The organism is Pseudoalteromonas sp., assembly GCF_036960685.1.
Classification (GTDB): Bacteria; Pseudomonadota; Gammaproteobacteria; order Enterobacterales; family Alteromonadaceae; genus Pseudoalteromonas.
The window spans coordinates 122,602-146,366 of record NZ_JBALXK010000008.1 but is presented as its reverse complement, the minus strand read 5'-3'; the positions used below and the strand labels follow the sequence as shown (position 1 = coordinate 146,366).

Sequence of the window (23,765 nt, the reverse complement as noted above, 5' to 3'; positions counted from 1 at the left end):
ATCCTATGACCCAACAATTTTTGCGACTTTATATTTTTATTACGGCAAGTTTAATTGTTTTAGTGGTTATTTTTGGTCAGTTGTACAATTACTTTTTTGCACAAGGTACCCCCAGTATCTCGTTTACCGTGAATAATTTTCAGCAGTTAATTGCCAGCAAAGAACACCATATTACTGAAGTCCCAGACGCTGATTTAGCATTGCCTGAATCGCTGCATGCACAATTATCCACCCAAGGGATCATTACGGTTAACAATCAAAATAATCAACGAGTTATTTACTTACCAAGTGTTCGGCCTGGCTTTGTATATAAAGTTGGCCCGTTGCCTCAAGAGCATAATGAAAATAATAATTTAATTGTATTTTTTGCATTCTATATTTTACTCGGCAGCATTATTCTCATATTAATAAGGCCTGTATTTAGAGATTTAAGTATCTTACAAACCGCCGCAGATAGATTTAGCCAACAGCCTGTCACAATGCAACCCGCAATCAAGGCAAATTCTTCAATTGCCCCCTTGGCCAATACATTCTCACAGATGTCTCAACGGATTGAACAATTCATCCATTTACATCGTGATCTATCACGTATTATTTCTCATGAAATACGCACCCCGCTAACGCGAATGCGATTTGCACTCTCTTTAACTGAAGATGATCTGATAAACGAGCAGATCCAGCAAGATATTGATGAAATAGAGCAGCGTTTAGACCAATACTTACACTTTGCCCGTATTGAACATCAGCAGCAGCACTTCTTACAAGCACATGCCAATATTAAGGAGTTAATTCAGACTGAAATTGAAAAATATGCACTGTATGAAAATTTAACCATAGCGCAAAGCTGCAACATCGAAACTCTTTATTGTGAAGCTAATTACATTGCTATTGCTGTGCAAAATTTATTGGTCAATGCATCAAAGTATGCAAGAAGAGTAATCAATATTAGTGCCTATGAGGATGATATAAATTATTATTTAAGCGTTGAAGATGATGGTCAAGGGCTGCCTGTCAATGCCACCTCTTTGATTGACCCGTTTCAACAGGGTGAAAATGATAACCTTGCCAGCGGTTATGGATTAGGGCTTTATATCGTAAAACGAATTGCTAGTTGGCACAGCGGTGATGTTGTGATGGCTAACAGTGATATCACTGGCGGCGCTAAAATTACACTTAGCTGGCCTAAAGATAGCCAATAGAACTCATTAAACTGCAACAAAAAAGCCGCGATAAACGCGGCTTTTTTTAGTTAAATTTATATTTATAAACCTGCGCGATCTTTAATTACAGGTATTAATGCAGATCCTGCATGGCCATTTGATTCTGCCCATGCGATATCAGCACCATCTTCTAAAGAGCTTTTAGATAAATTTTTCACAACATACTCACCCGCATCAGCGGCATTACTAGCAATTGCATGGCGTAGTAAATTCAGGCCATTACATTGTACTGCATCGTAAATATTACGAATTTTTACACGTGAGCTTTTTAATTTATCACGTAAGCGATTTTTATCATCTGCAGCTATGTATTCACAGATTGAAACCGCTAACTGATCGTCTGCTTTAACAGGTGCACTGAAAGCAACAGAACCAGAAACAACAGCCGAAGCGATGAGGAATGTTGACAATTTAATCATTATATACCCTTGTGTAATACTTTATAACTACCTTAGTTGGCCAATATTGTACCAACCTATCAGCCTATTCGCAATAATGTTACTTAATTTTATCCAATGTAACGAAGGTATATGCATGTAAATTCTTTTCATTAGGTTGATTATGTTGTTCTTCAACAATTTTCCAGTTGGCAACTTTTTCATAATCAGGGAACTGAGTGTCCCCTTTAACATCAAGATCTATAAACGTTAAATAGAGAGTGTCAGCACGTTCTAAGAATTGCTGGTATACGTTACCACCACCAATCACCATCACTTCATCAAGCTCACAAACCAATGAAATAGCGGCCTCTGGCGATGAAACCACATCAACTCCTGCAGCTTCATAATCTGTATTACGGCTTATAACTATATTTCGTCTACCTGGTAATGGACGACCAATTGACTCAAACGTTTTGCGTCCCATGATCACCGGCTTACTCATAGTAACCGCTTTAAAATGCTGTAAATCAGCTGGTAAATGCCACGGCATATTATTATCTTGGCCAATCACACGATTGTTAGCCATGGCTGCAATCATTGAAATTTTCACATTAAAACCCTAATACTTTTTCATTAAACAAGAAAAAAGGAGCAAAGGCTCCTTTTATAACACGCTATTTTTTATTAACGCTCGTAAATAACTTCAACGTCATAGTCGTCATCATCCCAACTATCCCAATCGTCATCGTCGTCATTCTTCTTAGTTGCATCTTTATGATAAGTGTCCCACTTGAATTCAACTTCTTCATCTTCAATTGGTACAAACTTTTCTTTCGGCATGCTCTCAAGCAGAGTCATAATATTATGAATCAACGGCTGCGTGTTTAACTTGTTAATTGCTGAAATATGATAGATATTTTCAGTCTCACCTAACTCTTCTGCGATTTTCTCACACAGCGCCTGAGCTTCTTCTTCTGGTAACAAGTCAATTTTATTAAAGACTAACCAGCGCGGCTTTTCAGCCAGCTTAGGGCTATATTGATGCAGCTCATTGATGATAGCAAATGCATTATCTACCGGATTTGAACCATCAACTGGCATTACATCGATAATATGCAGTAATACACGACAACGCTCTAAATGCTTTAAGAAACGAATACCTAAACCTGCGCCATCAGAAGCCCCTTCGATCAAGCCTGGGATATCAGCAATAACAAATGATTTGTTTGCTTCAGGACGTACCACACCTAAATTTGGGATAAGCGTAGTGAACGGGTAATCAGCCACTTTAGGGCGTGCAGCAGACACACTGCGAATAAAGGTTGATTTACCTGCATTAGGTAAACCTAATAAACCTACATCAGCTAATAATAATAGCTCTAGTTTAAGGTTACGTACTTCACCAGGTGTGCCCAACGTTTTTTGACGAGGTGCTCGGTTAGTACTTGATTTAAAACGCGCATTCCCCAAGCCGTGGAAACCGCCTTTTGCAACCAAAATTCTTTGACCATGTTGAGTTAAATCACCCAAGCCTTCTTGCGTATCCACATCGGTGATACGAGTACCAACAGGCACCATTACATAGAGGTCATCAGCTTTTTTACCGGTACAGTTACGGCTGCGACCATTAGTACCACGTTCAGCTCTATGGAAACGCTCAAACTGATAATCGATAAGGGTATTTAAGTTTTCATCAGCTTGTAGATAAACACTACCACCATCTCCACCGTCACCGCCGTCTGGTCCACCATCTGGGACATATTTTTCACGACGGAAAGATACGATGCCGCTACCACCGTCTCCAGCTTCTGCGCGAATTTCTACTTCATCTACAAACTTCATGATTACTCACTTTAGGGATTGGCTTGTTAATTTCACTATTATATACCTAAGCCAAGCTGATTGCAGGCTTGGCTTAGGTATATATTTTTGCTTAAAACAAAAAACCCCGCAAAGGCGGGGTTTTTTAAGAATCGATTCTGATTACTCAGATACGATGCTTACGTATTTACGGTTTAAAGGACCTTTTTGTTCAAACTGAACTTTACCATCTGCTTTTGCGAAGATAGTGTGGTCTTTACCGATACCTACGTTTGTGCCAGCATGGAATTTAGTTCCACGTTGACGAACAATGATGCTACCCGCTAGAACTGATTCGCCACCAAAACGCTTAACACCAAGGCGTTTGCTTTCTGAATCGCGACCGTTACGAGTACTACCAGCTGCTTTTTTATGTGCCATTTCTAAGTACCTCTAATTAAGCGCTAATGCCAGTGATTTTAACTTCTGTGAACCATTGACGATGGCCCATTTGCTTACGAGAATGCTTACGGCGTCTAAATTTAACAACCTTAATTTTCTCACCGCGACCATGTGAAACAACCTCAGCTGTTATCTTACCACCGTTTACGAACGGTACACCGATCTCGATTTTCTCACCATCAGCAACTAAAAGTACTGAATCAAATTCAACTGCTGCACCAGTCTCAACGTCTAATTTCTCAAGACGAATTGTTTGACCTTCAGTCACACGGTGCTGTTTACCACCACTTTGGAAAACCGCGTACATAATTAACTCCGTCTGTGCGCCCTCAAATCGACGCAACTAAAATATTATTCAATAGGGCGCGAAGTTTACGCTAATGTGCAAAAACTAGCAAGCCTGTTTTATTAATTAAATGAATAAAAAATAGCTGCATTGAGAGCGATTCAATATTTTCCCCTATTTTATATTAAATTGGCATTATGCCAAGCCTTTTTAGCGTTTGATGACAAATAAATTACACCACGGATAAACGCCCCCTGAGAATAAAAAACAATCATGTTGGATTGTCGTTAATTTCTTTAATTAAAAAGTTATCTTTGCTAATTAAGGTTAAATTAAGCAGCTTAACCGTGTTTTTTCAGCGAATCGTCACAAACTGTCGAGCAAAGCTGTTTTTTGTTGTACAATCAGCCCCGTATACCCATTAAAATTGGCTCGGAGATCAATGGATATAAAAGCTATCCAGGCGTTAATCGAAAACGATATGAATGACGTCAATCAACTAATTTACGCACAAATGCGCTCTGATGTAGCACTCGTCAATCAGCTCGGCTTGTATATAGTTAACAGCGGCGGCAAGCGTGTTCGCCCTATGTTGGCTATTTTAGCGGCTAAAGCACTTGGCTATGAAGGCAAAGATCATGTCACGTTAGCAACTATTGTTGAATTTATTCACACTGCCACATTATTGCATGATGATGTTGTTGATGAATCAAATTTACGCCGCGGTACACCAACAGCCAATGCTGAGTTTGGTAATGCTGCCAGCGTACTGGTTGGTGACTTTATTTACACTCGCTCATTTCAGCTGATGGTCGGTATTGGTAAGATGCAAGTCATGCAAGTACTCGCCGATGCAACCAATGTGATTGCCGAAGGTGAAGTGTTACAGCTAATGAATTGTAATGACCCTGATACCACCGAAGAAAGTTACATGCAGGTCATTTACTCGAAAACGGCAAAACTGTTTGAAGCTGCAACAGGCCTTGCTGCTATCATCACCGAACAAGACGAGGCAACCTTAAAAGCGCTTAACTTATACGGTATGCACTTAGGCACGGCTTTCCAGCTGGTAGATGATGTGCTTGATTACAATGCAGATGCAGAGCAATTAGGTAAAAATATTGGTGATGATTTAGCTGAAGGTAAGCCAACTCTACCTCTACTTTATGCAATGCGCCACGGCAATACAGAGCAAGTGCAGCTGATCCGTGATGCGATTGAACACAGTAATGGCATGGATCATCTTGAGGCTATATTAACCGCCCTACGTGAAACAAATGCACTAGAGTTTACTATGAGTAAAGCAGATGAAGAGGCTGATAAAGCCATTGCTTGTTTGTCAGTATTAGCTGACTCACCATATAAAGAAGCATTGGTTAGTTTAGCTCGCATTGCAGTGGACCGTAGTCATTAATATCTATACCCAACACTTCGAGCACAAAAAAGCCTGCATTTGCAGGCTTTTTTAATCTTTACCTCAACTAACTGCCGAGGTAAATCAAGATTATGCGTTGATGAAATCAACACCTTCTTGGATATCTTTTTTAAGCGTATCAAGCATGTCGTTTTTAGCTTGCTGTTCAAATGCGCTTAGCTCGCCGTAAGAAAGAATTTCTTCTACGCCATTTTTGCCTAAACGTACTGGGTGAGCAAAGTATGCAGCATCGCCATCTTCAACAGCAACGTATGCGTAATCGACTACGTCTTCACCTTGTAGGCCTTTCACAAGCGACATACAAAAACGAGCAGCAGCAGCGCCCATTGATAATGTAGCAGAACCACCGCCCGCTTTAGCGTTAACTACTTCAGTACCGGCATTTTGGATACGAGGAGTCAATGCAGCAACTTCTTCATCTGTGAAAGTAACACCTTCAACTTGAGAAAGAAGCGGTAGAATTGTTGTACCTGAGTGACCACCAATTACTGGTACTTTCACTGTTGCAACATCAACACCTTTAAGCTCAGCGATAAACGCTTCAGAACGGATCACATCTAAAGTAGTGATACCGAAAACACGTTTCGCATCGTAAGTACCCGCTTTTTTGAATACTTCAGCAACAATTGGCACAGTGCCATTTACTGGGTTAGTGATGATACCTACTAATGCTTTAGGGCAGTTAGCAACAATACCTTCCGCTAATGTTTTAATGATACCAGCATTTACGTTGAATAAATCAGCGCGGTCCATACCAGGCTTACGTGGCATGCCAGCAGGGATAAGCACGATATCACAACCCGTTAATGCTTGATCTAGTGCATCAGCACCAAAACCTGCAACTTTAACGTCAGTTGGGATGTGAGAAAGATCAACAGCAACACCAGGAACAACTGGAGCAACATCATAAAGTGATAATTCAGAACCAGCTGGTAAGCCTGTTTTTAATAATAAAGACAACGCTTGGCCGATACCGCCAGCAGCACCTAATACAGCAACTTTCATTGGAATTCTCCGTAATTTAAGGTAGAAAATATTTGTGGCACTAAGATAAAGAAATTAACGCCTAAAGACAAATTTATCCTGCTTATTTTGCATATAATTTCGACCATAGTTGTAAATTTTTTTATTTACAAAGGCCAAAGAGTAAGCAAAGCTAAACAACTACTGCATAAATATGCATTTTTGTGTAGAATTTAGGTCATCAAATAACAGAGCAGAACAACAACATGCAACCACAAGATAAACAAGAAGCGTTAGTTAAAGCCTTTAAATCACTTTTAAAAGAAGAAAATTTTGGTTCTCAAGGCGAGATAGTCGATGCCTTAAAAGAACAGGGCTTTGATAATATCAGCCAAAGTAAAGTCTCCCGCATGTTAAGCAAGTTCGGCGCAGTTCGCACACGTAATGCCAAACAAGAAATGGTTTATTGTTTGCCTGCTGAAATGGGTGTTCCAACGGCAAAAAGCCCGTTGCGCCAGTTAGTGATTGATATTATGCATAACGAAATGATGATCATCATTCGTACCAGCCCAGGTGCTGCACAGCTGATCGCTCGATTATTAGACTCATTAGGTAAAGCCGATGGTGTGCTTGGTACTATCGCCGGTGACGATACTATTTTTATCGCCCCAGCAAAAATTTCCGAGATTGACGTAACACTCGAGCGCGTACGCGTTTTATTTGATACGGTTTAAACTGTTATAGCTGCTTTAAAAAGCTAATTGATGGGGCGAAAAATGCTGAACCCATGTCAGCTTGCGTAAAATCGAGCCAGTGGTCATAGCAATCGCCCTGCCCCAATCGACTCAATAACATTTGCTCAAACGCATTACCCTGCGCCGCATAACTGATCGCTAATATCCCCTGCTCATAAACATCACCATAAGGCATGTTTTGATTCAACTGCAGTGGTTGACCTTGCTCATCTTTAAGCTCTGTGCGTACTGCATGGCTATTTTCCAGTGCGGGTTCAACTAAGTTATTATCTAAACGCGTACGGCCCATTATTTGTTCTTGTTCACTCAGTGGTAGATTTTGCCACACACTTAAATCATGTTTATAGCGTTGGATATGCACATAACTGCCCTGATCTTCAAAGTGATTAGGTTTATTAATTAACGCAGTAAGACGTTTTTGGCGACCATGTGGCGTGTCGCCACCGAGAATAAAGCCATTAAAATCGCGGCCATCGAGAAAACGAAAGTTTCTTACCTGTTCAACTAGTTCAACATCAGGAGAGAATAACTTTAGTACTTGCAATGCAAACAGATGATTCACATCTTCTCGGTCAGAGCGAATTTGCACAAACAAGTCAAACGGCTGTGCGCCCATAACATGATCGCTATGGGTAATGTTAGGGAAACTCTGTAATTGACTCGGCAGAAAGTCAGGCAAAATATGCGGCCAATACTGCGCCCCTACAGCAACTACACTAGAGAGCATTGATTCAGAAAACTGATCTGAAAACTCATCTTGAATAGCACTAACATATTTTAATTTTTTTCGTAATGACTCATCGTGGCCATCAAGTACATTAAAAAATAAATGTAAACCGTGCAAGTTTGCTTCAGCACAAATCCCTGACTGCGCTTGCGCCATGGTATTTCCTTAACTCAAAAGTCCTACACGGCAGAACGCGAATGTAGTTATTCAGCGAAAAAGTTAACCGTGTGCGGTGTTATTCTTATAGTTACATCATCATCGACTAAAAATGATTGACCCAACTGAGCAGCAACATCAATTTCTTGCCCATCAATGATCACCTTATACACAAAGTGCGAACCAACAAAGCGGCGGTTTAATATCGTCACCGTATTTGCAGAGCGGCAATCTGATTGCAAAGGCATTAGCTCTAGATGATGTGGGCGAACATACAGTTGCCCAACACGTTTTGTATGGCTATGCGCAAGCAATGAATCAACTCGCCCAAAAGCAGTACTATATTCAGTTGCAGTTAATGCTTCTGCGCCTAAGTATATGCCCTGACCAAGAAATTCTGCAACTACCTTTGAGTTTGGCGCGTTAAAAAGCTGCTCTGGAGTGCCTTGTTGCGCAATTTTACCGCAATCCATAATCGCGAGAGTATCGGCAAATGCAAACGCCTCCTCTTTTGAGTGAGTGACAAATACAGCGGATACTTGCTGATTTTTAATAATGCGCCGAATATCTGCAATAAGCTCAAAGCGCACTTGGGTATCTATATTTGAAAACGGCTCATCTAATAACAATAAACTCGGCTTGTAAGCCAGCGCTCTGGCAATTGCCACACGTTGCTGCTGGCCACCGGATAACTGATGGGGAAAACGTTCAGCGCAACCAACTAAATGTACTAACTCGAGCATTTCATTAACACGTTGTTGTTTTTGCACTTTGCTCATTTTTGTTAAGCCAAAGGCAATATTATCTGCAACCGTTAAATGTGGAAATAGCGCATAGTCTTGAAACATCATACCAATATTACGATGCTCAGGCGCTAAGAACGTACGCTCATCACTAACTAATTTCCCGTCAATAAATACCTTACCTTGCTTGGTTGCTAATAACCCCGCTATCGCTTTTAAGGTGGTGGTTTTGCCGCAACCACTGGCACCAAGCAAGCAGACAATTTCATCTTTTGCGACTTTTAAATTCAAGCCTTCGATGACTGCAGTGCCATTATACTGATACGATAGGTTTTCTAACACTAAACTGCTCATTTAACATCTCATTTAACTGCGTTGCTCCATCGAGCGATTAACAAAATACAGAGGCACTAGCCCCACCATTACAATTGCTAACGCAGAAATAGAGGCCAGCTCTAATTGCTCGTCACTAACATATTGAAAAACATGGGTGGCTAGCGTTTCGAAATTAAACGGTCTTAGTAACAATGCGGCTGGTAATTCTTTCATACATTCGATAAAAACCAACAACGCAGCCGTTAGAATACCGCGCCGTAATAACGGGATATGTACTTTACGCAATGTTTGTCCTTGGCTTTTACCCATTGATTGACTTGCCATATCCAGTGAGGGACTTATACGCATAAAGCTTGCTTCAACGGCGCCGTGAGCAATGGCATAAAAGCGCACCACATAGGCAAAAATAATAGCAAATAAAGTACCGCTTAATAATAAGCCTGGTGAAAAGCCCGCAGGCTCTAACCAAGAGTTTAATTTATCGTCGAGTAAGGTCAAAGGTAACAACACTGCGATTGCCAATACGGTACCGGGCAATGCATAACCCGTACTGGCTAGGCGGCCAGGAATAAGTGGGTGTGTTTGTTTAGCAATACGTTGATAAAACACCACGAGCAAACTCAGCGCAATTGTCACTACACTGACAACCACGGCGATTTTAAAGCTTTGCCACGCATACAAGAAAAAGGCGCTATTCCACGCCTGTTCGGCGTACGAAACGGCATAACCAATCAGCACTGCAACCGGTAATACAAAGGCAAAAAACAGCACTGCACAACAAAACCCCGTTGCTAAGAAAGCACTTTTACCCGTTAAATTATATAACGTATCACTATTAACCCCTGATTGGCGTTCAAATACCGCTTGGTTGCGACGACTGTAGCGCTCCATCGCCAGCGCTAAGAATAAAATAAGCAGCATAATTGCTGATATTTTTGCGGCTGCCGTTAATGAGTAATAACCTAACCACGTATCGTATACCGCCGTTGTTAACGTGCTTACTGCAAAGTAATTTACCGTGGCAAAATCGGCCATTGCTTCCATACTGATCAGCGCAAGGCCCGCCACAATTGCGCCTCGTGCGAGCGGCAAACTAACCTTATAAAAACTTTGCCTTGGCGATAAGCCCATTAACTGACTCGCCTGTACTAACTTAAATGATTGCTCGCGTAGTGCCGTTTTAAAAATCAAATACAGATATGGATACAACACTAAAGCAATCATCATAATTGCACCCGGTAAGGTACGGATATCAAAGAACCAGTAATCGGAAGGGGATTGCCAATCAAACCAGTTTCGCAGTGCTATTTGCACAGGTCCAGCATAATCGAACAAGTCAGTATACACATAGGCGATAATATACGTGGGCATTGCTAAGGGCAGCATTAACGCCCATTCAAACTGCCTGCGCCCAGGGAAATCACAATAAGCTGTTAACCAACCCAATGGCAAAGCGATTAGACAGCTGACAACGCCAACTCCTAAAATAAGTAACAGTGTATTGCGAGTATAATCCCATAGCACTGTATCCCAGAGATGACTAAACACCTCGGAATCACCTTGCAGAGATTCAAACAGCAAAAAACATAACGGGGTTATTAGCACTATGCCAATAACCCATGCAAAAAACTGCCATCGTGACAGCGAGAATTTAAAACGCATTAAAGATCGAACTTCACCTCATCAATTAGCTTAAGTGCTAAAGGACGATATTTGCTAATTTCATCAAGCGCTAAACTGTCTTCCTTGAAGCTGCCCCACGATGCTACTAAGCTTGATAATTCAACGCCCGGTTTTACCGGATATTCCATATTGACCGAGGCGTACATGTTTTGTGCCTTATTGTCGGTCATATACTCGATAAGTTTCAAGGCATTTTCTGGGTTTTTAGCGTACTTGGTCATAACCACACCAGAGACATTAATGTGTGAACCTCTGTTGTCTTGATTAGGGAAGTTAATGTGAACTGCATCAGCCCATGGTTTTTGCTCAGGATCTTCAATCATTTTTCCAAAGTAATAGCTATTGCCCAGTGCTAAATCACACAAGCCTTCTTTCACTGCTTTTACTTGTCCACGGTCATTGCCTTGCGGTTTACGAACTAAATTGGCTTTCAGCCCTTCTAACCATTTTTTAGTTTCAACTTCACCATGATGGGCAATCATTGATGCTACCAGTCCTAGGTTATAAGGGTGCTTACCCGAGCGCGTGCAAATTTTACCTTTGTATTTAGGTAAAGCCAGTTCTTCGTAGCTTAAATGCGGTAATGCACCCACGCGTTCTTTTGACGAATAAACATTACGTACTCGTTTAGTCAATGCAACCCACTGCCCATCAGCATCACGAAAATTTACAGGCACATTGGCATTCACTGCATCACTGTTAATTGTCTGTGTTAACGCAAGCTCTTCTAATTGGATTAAGTCACTAAAATTTGACGTCAGTACTAAATCCGCTTGGCTATGTTTGCCTTCACGCTTAACGCGCTCAATCAAGCCTTTTTTAGCAAATACCACATTGGTTTTAATGCCCGTTTGCTGAGTAAAATCATCTAATATAGGCTGAATCAAAAACGGTTGACGAAAAGAATAAATATTGACGGCCTCATCTGCAAATACAGGTGCAGCAGCCACTAAGCCGACTAAAATTGCTAATGTCTTTTTCATAAATCGCTTCCATATTAATAATAACTATTATCATGCAATGATAACTTGTCCCTCAGATCTACGCACTCATTAAATGGTAATCAAAGGTGACCACGCCCAGAATGGAAATCAGTTGTGCGATATATCTCACGGTTATGACAGCTATTGAGTATAAAGCATCATTAAAACGTCCTTAAAAATAACTAACCACATGAAATTATAGGGTTTTAATTAAATTACAAAATAATGACTTTATTTTCGTTACTATTTTCAGCCTATTTTGTTTGCAAATACTCTCTATACTTACTTTCATCGGTTAAGCAATGACGCTTAAATGAGTAAACGGACAAGGATTGATTACTCATCAACCTCGAATTCTAGGTTACGTTAGGAAAAAATGGACGCACGGACAGGCTCAGGATGAGTAGCACTAAGGATAGTAAGTAAACGGACAGCGTCAAGATGATGCGAAAAGGATAAACAACAGGGCTCGCAAGAGAGTTGTTAAACAGGATGTTATAAAAGCGGACGAATGGACAGGCCCTAAAGGGTAACGCAATGGAACTGTTAATAAATGGATAGCATCAGGATGATGCGTAAAGGATAGGTAATAGACATTACCAACAGGGATGACAAGGAAGCACACAGGAGACAGGCTCGGAGCGCCTTCATCACGCAGAACGAACAAGTAACAGCGTGATCACATGGATTTGTAAAGATTAGGAGTTGATTAAGTTCAATTGCAGGATGCAAAATTAGAAGATTCCGCAAGCGCGACTAGAGATAGTTCGCGCTTTTCTTTTGCCTGAAAAACAACTAAACCCAAACTCATTGTATATAAGCGGTGACTTCTCTAAAATAGCGTGCCTATAAATCACTGAGGTCGGCCGTGTTAATCAACTACAATCCCCCATTAGATCCGTATTTAAGCATTATATTTCAAGATGATGATTTGCTGATTGTGAATAAGCCCAGTGAACTATTAACCGTACCAGGAAAAGATCCTAAGCACGCAGACTGCTTGATTGCTCGCGTTAATCGCGTATTTCCTAGTGCTAAAATAGTACACCGCTTAGATATGGCAACCTCTGGCATCATTTGTTTAGCGATGAATAAAGCCGCGCATCGTAATTTAAGTATGCAGTTTCAAGAGCGTCAAACGGCTAAACGTTATATAGCACGAGTTTATGGAAAACTTGAACCACTGACAGGATCGGTTGATTTACCGCTGATCTGTGATTGGCCTAATCGGCCAAAACAAATGGTTGATCATGAAAATGGTAAGCCATCTTTAACCCACTACAGCGTTATTGAATATGAAGCGCAAGCAACACGGGTCGAACTCACCCCAATCACCGGACGCTCTCATCAGTTACGTGTACATATGTTATCACTTGGGCACCCAATTCTAGCCGATAGGCTCTATGCTCATGACGATGCATTAGCTGCTGCACAACGACTACAATTACATGCTCAAATGTTGCAACTAGCGCACCCGGTAACAGGTCAAGTCATGACATTTACGGCTGAGCCTGATTTTTAAACTCTAAAATCAACCTAAACTTTTAGCCATTTAAGCCGATAACGACTTATTGATTCATCTTGGTGGCTGATATGTTTACTGGTAAACAATTTAAAATACCGCAATTAATGAGCTTGGCTATAGGTATTGCACTGACGATGCCTATTCAAGCTGCCGACTTTATAGCACCTACTCCCTGGTCAACCGTTGTCAGTAGTGATTTATCACGCTTAATGCCGCAAGATGAACTAAAGCCGCTGCTTGCTGGTGACACTGAATTTTTGAGTTTATACCGTGAGCACATGAGTGCCCAGCAGCGAGGTGTGGTATTGATCATTCCTGACTGGCAGCATTTACCTACCAATAATGACGGCATTAACTTTTTACGTACCCAGCTTAATGATTTAGGCTATGCCACATTGGCGATGACGGTACCTGATATTGACTGGCAAGCTGTGCCTGCTGATCCGAAAAACTCCCAAAGTGAGCCTGCTGAGAATAACCAAGCAGACAACAGCGAATCGGCCGCTTCTGAAGCTCCCCTCAAAGCCCCTGTACATGTTGATGCGATTGCTCAAATAAGCAATGCGATAATCGATAATTACAAACTCAACTTAATTGCACGCTTTAATGCCTTGTATCAAAGTGCATTGAATGAAGATGGTAAAATAGTGGTCATTGCCCAAGGCGCGAGTGCCGCAGTGTTGCTTGAGTACTATGGTGAATACCCAAATACCAATATTGATGCATTTGTCAGTCTCAGTAGCTATTTACCAAACAGCAAACGTAATCAGCAACTTAACGCAATAGTATCAACAATTAGCCCACCATTATTGGATGTTTACTACAGTGTTGATAGCGCTGATTTATTACTTAATATAGAAGATAGAAAGCGCTGGGTAAAACGCCATAGTAAATATGATTACCGCCAGCGTGAGTTATTTGGGTTGCGCTCAGAGCCGCAGCAACATGAACGCCTCACCAAAGAAGTAGACGGGTTTTTACGCCGCCTTTTTTAAGAATTCATAAGCTGCCTGAATATCTTGGCTTTTCTTTACCGCCAATTCCATCATGTGCTTAGGTAACCCTTGAGAAACTAACTTATCCGGATGATGTTGTGCCATCAGCTTACGATACGCTACTTTTATTTCTCGCTCGCTTGCTTCATTATTTAACCCTAATAAAGCCAAAGCTTGGGGGCGGCTCATGCCACTATTTGGCGGTACATGGTGACCTGAACCTTCACGGTAACTACTGCTCTGCCCTTGTTGGCGTTGTTGCTGCTGTTGATAGCGCTGTTGTTGCTGGCGAAATGAAAACTCTGCTTGGTAACGTTTAAGTACAAACGCAAAATGAGTTTTAGAAACCCCTAATAACTTACTGACTTCTTGTAGCAATTCTTTTTCTTGTGCGGCCAGTACCCCATCAGAAAATGCCATTTGGATCTGAATTTCTAAAAACAGCTGCAATAAGTCATGGCGGCGAGCAAAACGCTCTTTAAAATCGAAGACGGTTTCTTTGAGCGAAAAATCACTGTCTTTTCCCGCTTTAAAAGCATCTTGTGCTTCTTTACGGTCATCACCCGTAAGGCCCATTTCATCCATAAAGAGACTGGCAGCACGAATATGAGTTTCGCTTACCCGTCCATTTGATTTAGCAATGTGCCCCATCACCCCAAAACAACTGGTGAAAAACAATGCTTGGCGCTGATGAATATCATCATCACCTTTAAATAAACTTGAGAAACCACCGGCTTTGTCAAAGTTTTGCTTTAAACTTTTATCAAACATATGGCCTAAATATAAGCCTATAAATAAGCCTATAATGCGCCCAAACATAAAGCCAAAACAGGCACCTAAAATTTTACCCCACATGTGGCGCTCCTAGACTGTGAAAATTATTTTGCTGCGCTATCAGTGACTCATTTAATTGCGCTAATCGTTCAGGCGTACCAATATCATCCCAACGACCAATATAAAGCTCAGTAGAGACAAGCTGTTCAGCTAATTTTTCTTTTAATAACGGGCCTAAGCGATGTGAACCCGCAGCAATTTTGGCGAAAAATTGTTGATGAAAACGACTGATCCCAGAGAATGTGTATTTTGGGCTACTGGCATCTAAATGGCGCAAGTTAAAATCACCATGTGGGTTATGAGGCGGATTTTCAACTAAGACGATATGCCCTTCCCCTGCATCTAAATGAATATGCAGTAATGAACTGACGTCATAATCGGTAAATATATCGCCGTTAATAACAATAAATTGCTCACCAAGTAAAGGCAGTGCTTGGATAATACCGCCCGCAGTTTCAAGTCCCTGCTGTGGCTCTTGGCTATACTCAATGTGCACACCGAACTGGCTACCGTCGGCAAAGTAATCACGAATTTTATCGCCTTGCCATGCAAGGTTGATCACAAAATCAGTAATTCCGGCGATTTTTAGGCGTTCAATATGATGTTCAATTAAGGGTTTACCTTGTACCTTTAACATTGGTTTAGGTAACTCTGCGGTTAATGGCATCATACGCTGACCGCGACCCGCGGCTAAAATCATCGCTTTCATTATTTATCAGCTGCTTTATCAAGTGCCACAATAGTAGCCGGTATAATAGTGTTGTTGATCCACTGACCTAACTCCACTAAGGACGGGTGATCTTGGGCAACATCACTAATGTAACGTAGAGTTGGCAGTACATTATTCATATATCCGGATTTACCATCACGCAAATTCAACCGACAGAAAATACCCGCGGCTTTTAAGTGTCGCTGAATGCCGGTTAAATCAAACCACTGTTTAAAGGTTGCAAAGCTAATATTGCTGATCAGTCCCTGTTGCTCAAACTCGCTAAATGCATGTTCAAGCAGATATTCGAGCTCATCGTGAGGGAGCTTAAAGTAACAATCTCGTAGTAGCGAAACCAAGTCATAACAAACCGGTCCTTGCACAGCGTCTTGGTAATCAATAATCGCCCACTGTTGCTCACTGCGCATAATGTTGCGGCTATGAAAATCGCGATGCACAGTCACACTTGGTTGAGCAAGCACATTAGCAATCAGTAACTCACAGCTAGTTTGCCATACTAAGCGCTCAGCTGAGCTGATTTTCAGTTGTAAAAACTCTTCAACTAGCCACTGTAAAAAAATACTCAGTTCTAATTCTAAAAACGCACGGTCAAAATCTTTCATATGTTCAACCGCAGGCATTTTTGCCCACTGCGCGCTGAGTTTTATTAAATGCTTATAGTGATTGATACGTTCTTTATCATCGAGCATATCAGCAAGGTGTACATTGCCTAAATCACTTAATAAGAAGAACCCTTGTTTTTCATCGGCATGTAATATTTTTGGTAGTTTGAAACCATGCTCAGAAAAAACTTTATTAAGTTCTATATAAGGTGTGTTATCCAATTTAGTTGGATCTGAGTCCATTACTATGTAGCTATCTTGGCCACGATTTAAGCGGAAATAGCGGCGGAAGCTCGCATCTCCCGTGATCGCAGCAAGCTGATATACTTCATCTTCGAAGTGCGGATTTAAAAACTGCTGTAAACTTTTATAACGGTTCATTTCGTAAGATATCTATTTTTCACTAAGTCAATTACTGTATTTGCCATTGTTTTCCTTTATTATGTCACTCTTATATTCAACGACAGCGTATTAAGGTTAATAAATGAGCAAAACCTGGGGCATAATGATGCTAAGTGTGATCAGCGCACCATCGCTTGCCGAAACTGAACTGACACACAACTTTTGTGGCAATTCAATGCAAACCAGAGCTTGGCAACCGCTTGCTGGCCTTGATTTAGGCATGGTCGATATCCAATCAGATGATATTGAACTACTTGGTACCCAAAGCGCAGAATTTACCGGTAATGTTGATATTAACACCCTTACTATGAGTTTGTCCGCACAAAGTGCGCTAATTGACAAACAGCGTGGGTTACTTAATGCAACTGGCCCTATTACTTACCGTGATAGAATAAGCGAAGTAAATAGCTCAGGTCTCAATGCTGATTTAAATAGTTCTGAAATCAGCTTACTCGGTGCCGATTATAAATTAACCGATCAACAAGGCCACGGCGGTGCAGAAAAGCTCACAGTGAATCAGTCTGGCTTAGAGCTACTGAACGCAAGCTTTACTACCTGCCCAAATGAAACGCCATTATGGGCAATTCAAGCAGAAGAAATACTCCTCTCCCGTGAAGAAGGCTGGGGTGAAACCCATGATATGGTGTTGCGTATTATGGATACGCCTGTGCTGTACTTACCCTATTTTACTTTTCCGATTGATGAGCGAAGAAAGTCAGGCCTATTAACGCCTAACATTTCCAGTTCAGACCGTTATGGTATTGAAAGTATCACACCGTATTATTGGAATATAGCGCCTAATTACGATGCCACTATCACGCCACGCTATATGTCTAAAAAAGGTCTGCAATTACAAAGTGAATTTCGATATTTAAGCGATAGTAACGAAGGTTTGGTTGCGCTTGAGTATCTAGATAAAGATGACTCAGAGCCAGAACTCAAAGAACGCTTTCTATTTCACTGGCAACAACAAAGCTATTTTAATGAAAACTGGCGTGCGGCTATAGATATAACTAATGTCAGTGATGACAACTATCTCACTGATTTAGGCTCTAATTACGCAACACGTACAGATACGCAACTTTATCGTACTGGTTCACTGTCTTACTTAGGTGAAACATGGCGCACGGATATTAAAGTCCAAAACTTTGAAGTTTTGGGCGATCATACCGAATCTTATGCTGCGTTACCGCAAATTAGCTTTTCGCAAACCACACCGTTTCGCTTTAGCGATATTGAATTAACATTCAATGGTGAATTAAGCCATTTTACCAATGATACGGCAATAATAGAAAAAGCAACTCGGGTACATATCGAACCTAAAGCCAGCTACGGTTATCAAGAGCATGCTTGGTCGTTTTTATCTGAATTTAGTGTGCTGCACACTAATTATAAGCAAGAAGGTGATTTAACGAATACTGACTATGCTGAAACAGTATCGCGTACCTTGCCGAAAGTGCGCTTATACAGCCAACTGAATTTTGAACGTGATACCAGCATGATTGCCAATGGTATTCAAACGTTAGAGCCGCAAGTACAGTATCTTTACACACCAGACAAAGATCAATCTGATATCGGCCTATATGACACCACTAAATTACAAGATGATTTTTTTGGTTTGTTCCGTGATAGCCGCTTCTCAAGCGTCGACCGTATCGCCGCAGCAAATCAATTTACGCTTGGTGCCACTACGCGATTATTTGACGATAACAGTGAAGAATTGTTTAACTTTAGCGCCGGGCAAATCTTCTATTTAAGCGATTCAGCCAAGCCAACCGCACAAAACTTAGATTCAGATACTAACTATAATGCCTTGTTTGCCGCGCAAACCATGTTACATTGGCACCGTCGTTGGTATTTATCTGGCGGGATCCAATATGACACTGATGGTAAGCAAATCATCCAGTCGAATGTGACCTTAGATTATAAAGGTGACGATAATCAGCTGGTACAATTGAACCATCGCTATGCAAATGATGTCTCAGGCAATACAATCGAGCAAGTTGGCTTATTTACTAGCTTCCCGCTAAGTGAGCAATGGCAATTTGTAAGTAGCTATCACCGCGATTTAGAAAGCGGCCGTAGCGTTGAGGTATTCAGTGGATTGCAATATGAATCTTGCTGTTGGGCCTTTCAAATTACAGCCCGTCGTCAAATTGAAACTGATTTAAATCAAGCGATAGGCCAAGAACAAGCCACTTTTGATTCAAGTATTGGATTTAACATTGTCTTAAAAGGGTTAGGTAGTAAAAGCCGTTATGATGCACAAAAATTATTACAACAAGGTATTTTTGGCTATCGTAGACCGTATTTTCTTAATAACTAGTATTACCGTACTATTAGCAAGAGTATTAGAAAAAGTATGAATTTAAAAAAATTATTAGCATCCGCATTATTAACGCTTGGTTTATGCCAAAGTGCTTTCGCAGCCCCTGTTGAAATCGACAAGGTGGTGGGTATTGTAAACCAAGGGGTTATTTTACAAAGTGAAGTTGACACTATTGTTAACCGTGTAAAAGCGCAAGCCAAAGAACAAGGTCAAGAATTGCCATCCGATGAAACTTTGCGTATCCAAGCAATGGAACGTTTAGTAAATCAAACACTGATGATGCAAATGGCAGATCGCATGGGCTTAGAAATCTCTGATAGCCAACTTGATCAAACATTGATTGGCATGGCGAAAGAGCAAGGCGGGTCGATCGCAGACTTACGCCGTACAATTGAAGCATCAGGCGAGAGCTTTCAATCTTATCGCGAAGAAATTCGTAAAGAAATTACCACTCAACAAGTAATGCGTGCAAACGTTGACCGTCGTATTTATATCAGCCCACAAGAAGTCGATAACCTATTAAAAATAATGGAAAGCCAAGGGCAAAATACTGAAGAGTACGATATTGGCCATATTTTAATTGATATTCCTAATAACGCCACTGCTGACGAAATTGCTAGTGCTAAAACCCGTGCAGATAAAGTGATCGAGTTTTTACAAGACGGCAAAGAATTTAAACGTATCGCTATTTCATCATCAAGTGGCTCAAAAGCACTTGAAGGCGGCCAACTTGGTTGGATGAGCATTAATGAAATGCCGTCTTTATTTGCTGAAGCTGTAAAAGGCACCAAAAAAGATGCCATTATTGGTCCACTTCGCTCAGGCGCTGGTTTTCATATCATTAAAGTACAAGATATTCGCGGCCGCCAAGTTGTTGAAACAACAGAAGTACGTTCACGTCATATCTTGATCAAGCCATCAATCATCTTAAGCGAAGAAAAAGCCCGTAATATGCTCAATGGTTTTGCTAAAGATTTACGTGCGGGGACTGCTGACTTTGGCGAACTTGCGAAAGAATATTCAGAAGATCCAGGTTCTGCACTTAAAGGCGGCGAGTACGATTGGACAGATCCTACAACGTATGTGCCGCAGTTTAGAGATGCCCTGTTATCGCTTGATAAAAACGAGATAAGTGACCCGTTTAGAACTACATTTGGTTGGCATATAGTGCAATTATTAGATAAACGCGTAGCCGATAAAACAGAAATAGCGAAACGAAACCGCGCTCACGGCATGCTATTTAATCGTAAATTTAAAGAAGAAAGCTTTAACTGGCAGCAAGAAATGCGCGAACAAGCCCATGTTGAAATTTTCCCAATTGATGAATAACCAATGACACTACGTATTGCAATTACTCCCGGCGAGCCTGCCGGGATTGGCCCTGATCTACTGTTACAACTTGCTCAACATGACTGGCCAGCACAGCTGGTGGTAATTGCTGATAAACAGTTATTGCAGCAGCGAGCCAAGCAACTTGGTTTAACAATCAACTTGATCCCGTTTGATGAAAATACCCCAGCAGCACTTGCACCTGCTGGCAGTGTGTATCTACACCAAGTTGATTTAGGTGCTGATGTTGAAATGGGTGTGTTAAATGATGCTAATGGTCAGTATGTACTCGATACATTGCGCATCGCCTGTGAAATGAACATGAATGGTACATTTGCAGCGGTCGTAACTGGCCCTGTTCATAAAGGTATTATTAACAAAGCGGGGATTTCATTTAGCGGCCACACCGAATATTTTGCGCAGCAGTCAAATACACCTGATGTTGTAATGTTGTTAGCTACTGAGGGCTTAAGAGTAGCACTAGTAACGACCCATATCCCACTGGCTTATGTATCGCGCGCTATCACCAGTGAACGCCTGAGCAAAGTGGTGGGGATTTTACATCACGATTTACAAACTAAGTTTGGTATCGAAAAGCCACGTATTTTAGTTTGTGGGCTTAACCCTCATGCCGGTGAAGATGGTCATTTAGGCCATGAAGAAATTGATACCATTACTCCTACGCTAGAAAAACTCAACAGCGAGGGAATGAATTTGATTGGTCCATTACCGGCTGATACTTTGTTCCAAGACAAATATTTATCACAAGCCGATGCGGTGTTGGCAATGTATCACGATCAAGGCCTACCTGTGCTAAAATACAAAGGTTTTGGTAAATCAGTGAATATAACACTTGGCTTGCCGTTTATACGCACCTCAGTCGATCACGGTACGGCACTTGATTTAGCCGGCAGTGGTGATGCTGATGTTGGTAGTTTTGAATTAGCGATCCGCGAAGCAATTAAGCTCGCCCATGAAAAAGCACAAAATCAATGACAGATAAAGTACATTTAGGACACCGCGCCCGTAAACGTTTTGGGCAAAACTTTTTATGTGATGAGATGATCATCGATAAAATTGTCAGCGCAATTGATCCTAAACCGCAAGATAATTTAGTTGAAATCGGTCCTGGTCTAGGTGCTATCACTGAACCAGTAAGCGAATTAAGCGGCCACTTAACGGTTGTTGAACTCGATAAAGATTTAGCCCAACGCTTAACTGAACACCCATTTTTAGGGCCAAAGCTTAGCGTGCATCAAGGCGATGCCATGAAGTTTGATTTTTCAAGCTTGATGAAAGATGAGCGTAAATTAAAAGTGTTTGGAAATCTACCTTACAATATTTCAACGCCATTGCTATTTCACTTATTTGAGTTTGCTGACAACATAGAGCACATGCACTTTATGCTTCAAAAAGAAGTAGTTAAGCGCATGGTTGCAGGCCCGGGCAGCAAAACTTTCGGCCGTTTAAGTGTGATGACGCAGTATTACTGCAATGCCATGCCTGTTATTGAAGTGCCACCTGAGTGCTTTAAACCAGCTCCTAAAGTCGACTCTGCCGTTATTCGCTTAATTCCGAAAAAACCAGAACAACGCACAGCAAAAAGTACTAAAATTCTTAACACTGTGTGCTTAGAGGCTTTTAACCAACGCCGGAAAACACTGCGTAATAGCTTAGCTAATTTAGTCACTGCAGATGAATTAACAAGTATCGGTATCGATATCACCTTACGCGCTGAAAGCCTTTCATTACAACAATTTATTGATATAGCTAATTGGATTTATGACAACAAGCAGTAATTTGGGTTCCCCTATTAAAGTCTCGGTAGAAACATTTTATGTTGAAGGTCAGTCACAACCTGAGCTTGATAAATATGTATTTGCTTATTCAGTTACCATTAAAAATCACAGCTTATGCAGTGCTAAGTTAATTAGCCGCTATTGGCTGATCACTGATGCAAATGGTAAAGAAGTCGAAGTACAAGGTGAAGGTGTAGTCGGTGAAAAACCAACTATTGGCCCTGGTGAAAGCTATAAATACACCAGCGGTGCAGTACTGGATACGCCAGTAGGAACAATGCAAGGTTATTACACCTTGAAAAATGAATTTGGCACCGAGTTTGATGCACCTATTAATGTTTTTCGCTTAGCACAGCCTAATATTTTGCATTAAATGGCTAACTATGCAATAGGTGATCTACAAGGCTGTTATCAAGAGTTTCAAGCTTTGTTGCTACACGTTGATTTCAACCCTAGCAAAGATCACCTTTATTTAGTGGGCGACATTGTTGCCCGCGGCCCCGACTCCCTCGCCTGCTTAGATTACTTATATAAACACCAAGATAGTATCACCGTTACCTTAGGCAACCATGATTTACACCTGATTGCCAACTACATGCTAAGCAAACCAGCTAACCCCAAAGATAAACTCGCCGCCCTACTGAGTTCAGAAAAGCTACCTGCTTATATTGCCATGTTGCAGCAGCAACCACTGGCGCTATGGCTTAAACAAGAACAGGTATTTATTAGCCACGCAGGTCTAAACCCTGCTTGGTCTGTTAAGGAAGCTCTACAGCATGCTCAATTTGCACAACACTGTTATCAGGGATCTGATGCAAGTGACTATTTCAAACATATGTATGAGCAACACCCTGCGGTTTGGAATGAACAACTTACTGAGTTTGAGCAATTTCGCTATATTGTAAATTACTTTACACGAATGCGCTTTTTGACCCTTGATGATCAATTAGAGCTGACATTTAAAGGTGGTATTACTGACTCAAATGCAATGATCCCTTGGTTTAAACACCCACGCTTTAATACGTTTAAAAAGCACATTGTTTTTGGTCATTGGGCTGCACTTGAAGGCATAACCGAGCAGGCTAATATCCATGCTTTAGATACAGGCTGTGTGTGGGGTGGAGCCATGACCTTGCTAGAATTAAAAAATAAGCAGCGATTCAGCATTAATTCAGCTAATTCTATCTAAATAACCTGAAAAAAAATTCATCTTCTGTTAGATTTAGTTTACTAATTGTTAAAAGTAATTAAATTTAATTACTTAACTTATCCGCAATAAAGCCGATAAAGT

Annotated in this window: 24 protein-coding genes; 11 read left to right on the top strand and 13 right to left on the bottom strand. The window is 41.1% G+C overall.

The features are described from left to right. Positions 1-5 precede the first annotated feature (5 nt). Entirely contained in the window at positions 6-1,199 is a 1,194-nt protein-coding gene (locus V7783_RS09180) for a sensor histidine kinase (RefSeq protein ID WP_335678475.1), read from the top strand. A 62-nt stretch (positions 1,200-1,261) separates the two neighbouring features. Here the strand turns inward: V7783_RS09180 and V7783_RS09175 are convergent, their stop codons facing one another. The 5 genes from V7783_RS09175 to rplU form a co-directional block, all read right to left on the bottom strand. Continuing rightward, the gene (locus tag V7783_RS09175; protein WP_335678474.1) at positions 1,262-1,639 is read right to left on the bottom strand and encodes a DUF3718 domain-containing protein; all 378 of its coding nucleotides are present in this window, start codon (positions 1,637-1,639) and stop codon (positions 1,262-1,264) included. Positions 1,640-1,718: 79 nt separating this feature from the next. Then, positions 1,719-2,210, bottom strand: a complete 492-nt coding sequence (gene folA, locus V7783_RS09170; protein WP_335678473.1) for a type 3 dihydrofolate reductase — start codon at positions 2,208-2,210, stop codon at positions 1,719-1,721. A gap of 74 nt (positions 2,211-2,284) precedes the next feature. Further along, positions 2,285-3,442, bottom strand: coding sequence for an Obg family GTPase CgtA (gene cgtA / locus V7783_RS09165; protein WP_064665558.1), 1,158 nt, complete (start codon positions 3,440-3,442; stop codon positions 2,285-2,287). A gap of 141 nt (positions 3,443-3,583) precedes the next feature. After that, entirely contained in the window at positions 3,584-3,841 is a 258-nt protein-coding gene (gene rpmA / locus V7783_RS09160) for a 50S ribosomal protein L27 (protein WP_064665557.1), read from the bottom strand. Positions 3,842-3,857: 16 nt separating this feature from the next. Further along, on the bottom strand, positions 3,858-4,169 hold the full coding sequence (gene rplU, locus V7783_RS09155) for a 50S ribosomal protein L21 (RefSeq protein WP_006794538.1): 312 nt from the start codon (positions 4,167-4,169) through the stop codon (positions 3,858-3,860). A 421-nt stretch (positions 4,170-4,590) separates the two neighbouring features. On the opposite strand from rplU, the gene ispB reads away from it, so the two are divergent. Next, positions 4,591-5,562 carry an octaprenyl diphosphate synthase gene (ispB, locus tag V7783_RS09150; protein WP_335678472.1) on the top strand — a complete coding sequence of 324 codons (972 nt, stop codon included), beginning with the start codon at positions 4,591-4,593 and terminating at the stop codon, positions 5,560-5,562. A gap of 90 nt (positions 5,563-5,652) precedes the next feature. Here the strand turns inward: ispB and mdh are convergent, their stop codons facing one another. Continuing rightward, the gene (gene mdh / locus V7783_RS09145; RefSeq protein ID WP_335678471.1) at positions 5,653-6,588 is read right to left on the bottom strand and encodes a malate dehydrogenase; all 936 of its coding nucleotides are present in this window, start codon (positions 6,586-6,588) and stop codon (positions 5,653-5,655) included. 224 nt (positions 6,589-6,812) lie between these two features. On the opposite strand from mdh, the gene argR reads away from it, so the two are divergent. After that, positions 6,813-7,280 (top strand): transcriptional regulator ArgR, encoded by a 468-nt coding sequence (argR, locus tag V7783_RS09140; RefSeq protein WP_335678470.1) that lies wholly within the window; start codon positions 6,813-6,815, stop codon positions 7,278-7,280. A gap of 4 nt (positions 7,281-7,284) precedes the next feature. Here the strand turns inward: argR and V7783_RS09135 are convergent, their stop codons facing one another. The 4 genes from V7783_RS09135 to V7783_RS09120 are packed head-to-tail and all read right to left on the bottom strand — an operon-like array spanning position 7,285 to position 11,929. Then, on the bottom strand, positions 7,285-8,184 hold the full coding sequence (locus V7783_RS09135; RefSeq protein ID WP_335678469.1) for a Dyp-type peroxidase: 900 nt from the start codon (positions 8,182-8,184) through the stop codon (positions 7,285-7,287). A 47-nt stretch (positions 8,185-8,231) separates the two neighbouring features. Further along, positions 8,232-9,281, bottom strand: a complete 1,050-nt coding sequence (locus tag V7783_RS09130; RefSeq protein WP_335678468.1) for an ABC transporter ATP-binding protein — start codon at positions 9,279-9,281, stop codon at positions 8,232-8,234. A 12-nt stretch (positions 9,282-9,293) separates the two neighbouring features. Next, entirely contained in the window at positions 9,294-10,925 is a 1,632-nt protein-coding gene (locus tag V7783_RS09125) for an ABC transporter permease (protein WP_335678467.1), read from the bottom strand. Beyond that, positions 10,925-11,929, bottom strand: coding sequence for a Fe(3+) ABC transporter substrate-binding protein (locus V7783_RS09120; RefSeq protein ID WP_335678466.1), 1,005 nt, complete (start codon positions 11,927-11,929; stop codon positions 10,925-10,927). Before V7783_RS09120 ends, V7783_RS09125 begins: the two co-directional genes overlap by 1 nt. Positions 11,930-12,797: 868 nt before the next feature. Between V7783_RS09120 and rluA the strand changes: the two genes are divergently transcribed. Further along, complete coding sequence (gene rluA, locus V7783_RS09115; RefSeq protein WP_335678465.1) at positions 12,798-13,451, top strand: bifunctional tRNA pseudouridine(32) synthase/23S rRNA pseudouridine(746) synthase RluA; 654 nt, start codon at positions 12,798-12,800, stop codon at positions 13,449-13,451. 71 nt (positions 13,452-13,522) lie between these two features. Beyond that, positions 13,523-14,449, top strand: coding sequence for a DUF3530 family protein (locus V7783_RS09110; protein WP_335678464.1), 927 nt, complete (start codon positions 13,523-13,525; stop codon positions 14,447-14,449). Here V7783_RS09110 and djlA read toward each other — a convergent pair. From djlA to V7783_RS09095, 3 genes are read right to left on the bottom strand one after another with little or no spacing between them, the layout of a single operon-like run. Continuing rightward, a complete protein-coding gene (djlA, locus tag V7783_RS09105) occupies positions 14,432-15,304 on the bottom strand; it encodes a co-chaperone DjlA (RefSeq protein WP_335678463.1) in 873 nt (290 codons plus the stop codon). The two genes, V7783_RS09110 and djlA, sit on opposite strands and share 18 nt — an antisense overlap. Further along, positions 15,294-15,992 (bottom strand): N-acetylmuramate alpha-1-phosphate uridylyltransferase MurU, encoded by a 699-nt coding sequence (gene murU / locus V7783_RS09100; RefSeq protein WP_335678462.1) that lies wholly within the window; start codon positions 15,990-15,992, stop codon positions 15,294-15,296. Before murU ends, djlA begins: the two co-directional genes overlap by 11 nt. Next, positions 15,992-16,996: an aminoglycoside phosphotransferase family protein gene (locus tag V7783_RS09095; protein WP_335678461.1), complete on the bottom strand. Its 1,005-nt coding sequence runs from the start codon at positions 16,994-16,996 to the stop codon at positions 15,992-15,994. Before V7783_RS09095 ends, murU begins: the two co-directional genes overlap by 1 nt. Positions 16,997-17,099: 103 nt before the next feature. Here V7783_RS09095 and lptD point away from each other — a divergent pair, with 103 nt between their 5' ends. The 6 genes from lptD to V7783_RS09065 are packed head-to-tail and all read left to right on the top strand — an operon-like array spanning position 17,100 to position 23,663. After that, entirely contained in the window at positions 17,100-19,343 is a 2,244-nt protein-coding gene (gene lptD, locus V7783_RS09090) for an LPS assembly protein LptD (RefSeq protein ID WP_335678460.1), read from the top strand. A gap of 36 nt (positions 19,344-19,379) precedes the next feature. Then, on the top strand, positions 19,380-20,675 hold the full coding sequence (surA, locus tag V7783_RS09085; RefSeq protein WP_335678459.1) for a peptidylprolyl isomerase SurA: 1,296 nt from the start codon (positions 19,380-19,382) through the stop codon (positions 20,673-20,675). Positions 20,676-20,678: 3 nt separating this feature from the next. Next, positions 20,679-21,671, top strand: a complete 993-nt coding sequence (pdxA, locus tag V7783_RS09080) for a 4-hydroxythreonine-4-phosphate dehydrogenase PdxA (protein ID WP_335678458.1) — start codon at positions 20,679-20,681, stop codon at positions 21,669-21,671. Beyond that, positions 21,668-22,474: a 16S rRNA (adenine(1518)-N(6)/adenine(1519)-N(6))-dimethyltransferase RsmA gene (gene rsmA / locus V7783_RS09075; RefSeq protein ID WP_064665541.1), complete on the top strand. Its 807-nt coding sequence runs from the start codon at positions 21,668-21,670 to the stop codon at positions 22,472-22,474. The genes pdxA and rsmA overlap by 4 nt, the downstream gene beginning before the upstream one ends. Continuing rightward, entirely contained in the window at positions 22,458-22,847 is a 390-nt protein-coding gene (gene apaG / locus V7783_RS09070) for a Co2+/Mg2+ efflux protein ApaG (protein WP_064665540.1), read from the top strand. Before rsmA ends, apaG begins: the two co-directional genes overlap by 17 nt. After that, positions 22,848-23,663, top strand: a complete 816-nt coding sequence (locus V7783_RS09065; RefSeq protein WP_335678457.1) for a symmetrical bis(5'-nucleosyl)-tetraphosphatase — start codon at positions 22,848-22,850, stop codon at positions 23,661-23,663. The last annotated feature ends 102 nt before the right edge of the window (positions 23,664-23,765 follow it).